3 protein-coding genes are annotated in these 2,270 nt (G+C 71.9%); all 3 read right to left on the bottom strand.

Annotation, left to right across the window (positions count from 1 at the left end):
- Positions 1 to 676: hypothetical protein (locus AB0C73_RS28615; RefSeq protein ID WP_362535788.1), on the bottom strand; the 676-nt coding region annotated here is incomplete at its 3' end.
- Positions 677 to 887: 211 nt separating this feature from the next.
- Positions 888 to 1,184 carry a hypothetical protein gene (locus tag AB0C73_RS28610; RefSeq protein WP_362535786.1) on the bottom strand — a complete coding sequence of 99 codons (297 nt, stop codon included), beginning with the start codon at positions 1,182 to 1,184 and terminating at the stop codon, positions 888 to 890.
- A gap of 218 nt (positions 1,185 to 1,402) precedes the next feature.
- Positions 1,403 to 1,969 carry a hypothetical protein gene (locus tag AB0C73_RS28605; protein WP_362535785.1) on the bottom strand — a complete coding sequence of 189 codons (567 nt, stop codon included), beginning with the start codon at positions 1,967 to 1,969 and terminating at the stop codon, positions 1,403 to 1,405.
- Positions 1,970 to 2,270 lie beyond the last annotated feature (301 nt).

Raw genomic sequence — 2,270 nt, 5'->3', positions numbered from 1 at the left:
TGGTGGGCGGCGGAGTCGTCGGGTGATCCGTCTCGCAGCCCGGACCCGTCTCGCCGTACTCGCAGCCGGGAGTGGTCGGCGGAGTGGTCGTGGGCGGCGTGGTCGGCGGCTTGGTCGGGTGGTCGCTCCCGCAGCCGGGACCCGTCTCGCCGTACGCGCAGTCTTCCGGCCCGTCCGTGTGGTCGGACGTGGGTGTGGGGTGCGGCTTGTGGGGCGTGGTCGTGGGGTGCGGCTTGTGCGGCGCGGTCGTGGGGTGCGGCTTGTGCGATGTGGGCGTCGGGTGGGGGTGGTGGTTCGACGGGGTCGTGGGCGGCTTGCCGCCCTCGCCGTAGCCGGCGCCTTCGCCGTAGCCGTCGCCGTGGCCATCGCCGTGGCCGTCAGGTCCGGGCCCGGACCCGGACCCGGGCTCGGCCCCGTCGTTCCCGCCGCCCTTGAAGGCGGACTCCACCGCCTCCCGGCAGATGTCGGCGACCTTGGCGCCGAGGTCCCCGAGGCCCGCGTGATCACCGCAGACATTGCCCGGCACGGGGAGCTGCGCGTGGTGACCGGGGTCTGTACCGGACTGATCCCCCGTGGCGGCCACGGAGTTGATGGCCAGGCCGAAGCCGCCGGTCAGCGACAGGATGCCGGTCGCCGCCACGGTCGTGAGGATTTTTCTGCTGATGATGGGTCGCATTCCGCTCTTCCTCCACATTCCACGCCTCCGACTGCGTGGGACGAAGTGAGCGTAGGAAGCCGGACCAGGAGAAACGCCGGACAACACGACATACCATCAGAAAATCATTCAATCGGACCGCACGGGGAGGCAAAGGCATGGCCCTGACCGGAATGCGCCAGGGCCGTTCACCACGCAGACGCTCGACCTACTCGGTCCGCGCGGCCTGCCGTCAGCCGCCGAGCTGGCCGCCGCCCAGCGCGCCGGCACCCAGCGGGACACCGCCGAGCAGCTGGGTGCCGGGCTTGGCGAGCTGGTTCACCTTGCCCGCGGTGTCGGTGACCGCCTTGACCGGCGAGCCCTCCGTGGTGCTGCTGAGCGCGTCCGTCTTCAGCCCGCCGCTGGTGAGCCCGCCGAGAGCACCGTCCAGGCTGGTGGGCACCGCGCCCCCCGCGGCCATGGCGGGCGCGGCGACACCCAGGGCCAGTACAGAACCGGCGACGGCCGCGGCAACCTTGGTGGGCTTCATGAGGAGATTCCTTCCATGGGTGAGCAAGTCGCTTGCCGTACAGGCCTCTTGGTGCGATTCCCGTACGTCGTTCCGCTCTCTGTAACGAGACGTGCGCCGCCCGGAAACTCCGCGAGCGGCGATTTCCCGACACTGCACCCGAAGGAAGGGAACCGGTGTGATGGACGGACAATCCGCCCCCGGGCCGTGCCCGGGGGCGGATGCGGGGGCGGGTCCGGCTAGCGGACCGGCAGGGCCGGCGTGACCGGCAGGGCGTCCGTCGACACCGGCAGGGTGTCGGTGGAGACGGGCAGCGTCACCGGAAGGGTGTCGGTGGAGACCGGCGGCGTCACCGGGAGGGTGTCCGTGGACACCGGCGGAGTCACCGGCAGCGTGTCCGTCGACACCGGCGGAATCGCCGGGAGGGTCGGGAGCGTGGTGGGCAGCCCGGGCAGGTTCGGGGCCGGGAGGCCGCTGCCGAGCACGGTCGCCAGGACCGTGTCGAGCAACGAGGTCAGGGTCGAGGTGACCTGCGGGACGACACCCGTGGCGCTGCCGGAGGTGACGGCGGCGAGCAGGTCGGCGACCGCCTTCTGAACCGTGGCGAGCGCGTCGCCGACGACGTCGGCGGGTGCCGCGGCCCGGGCGGGGAGGGCGGCGGCGTCGGGCTGGGATGCCCGAGTGTCGCCGGCGTGGGTGGCCGGGCGGGACGGGCGGTGTTCGTCGGCGAAGGCGGGTCCCGCCGTACCGAGGGTGAGAGCGGCGGATATCGCCAGGACGGTGAGGCGGGGTGTGACGGGACGCATATGTGTTCCTTTTCCTTATGCGTCGGACAACTGCCCTGCCACCGTGCCTGCGGCTATAGCGCTCCGCAACCGCTGGACTACCGAGCGCCACGAATCCGTTCGAGTGAATCCGCCCTCCTGACCTGCTCCTCCAGGGGGCGTACGCCGTTGCACCGGACGGCGCACGGGGGTGCGCCGAACGAGTCACCACGGAGCGGGCGGACGGTGACGGCACACCTGGCCGGTCCGGGTCACCAAGACCGTACGGTCGTTCCTGGACGAGCTCTCGGACGCGCTCGGCACCCCGCTCGACCCCGAGGAC

Origin of the sequence: Streptomyces sp. NPDC048623 (assembly GCF_040650755.1) — a bacterium.
GTDB lineage: Bacteria > Actinomycetota > Actinomycetes > Streptomycetales > Streptomycetaceae > Streptomyces.
Note: the sequence above shows the minus strand (reverse complement) of the source record. Positions and strands in the feature narration are given on the sequence as shown.

Excerpts from the sequence above, each read along its gene's own strand:
- AB0C73_RS28610 (WP_362535786.1), bottom strand. The coding sequence starts at position 1,184 with ATGAAGCCCACCAAGGTTGCCGCGGCCGTCGCCGGTTCTGTACTGGCC.
- AB0C73_RS28605 (WP_362535785.1), bottom strand. The coding sequence starts at position 1,969 with ATGCGTCCCGTCACACCCCGCCTCACCGTCCTGGCGATATCCGCCGCT.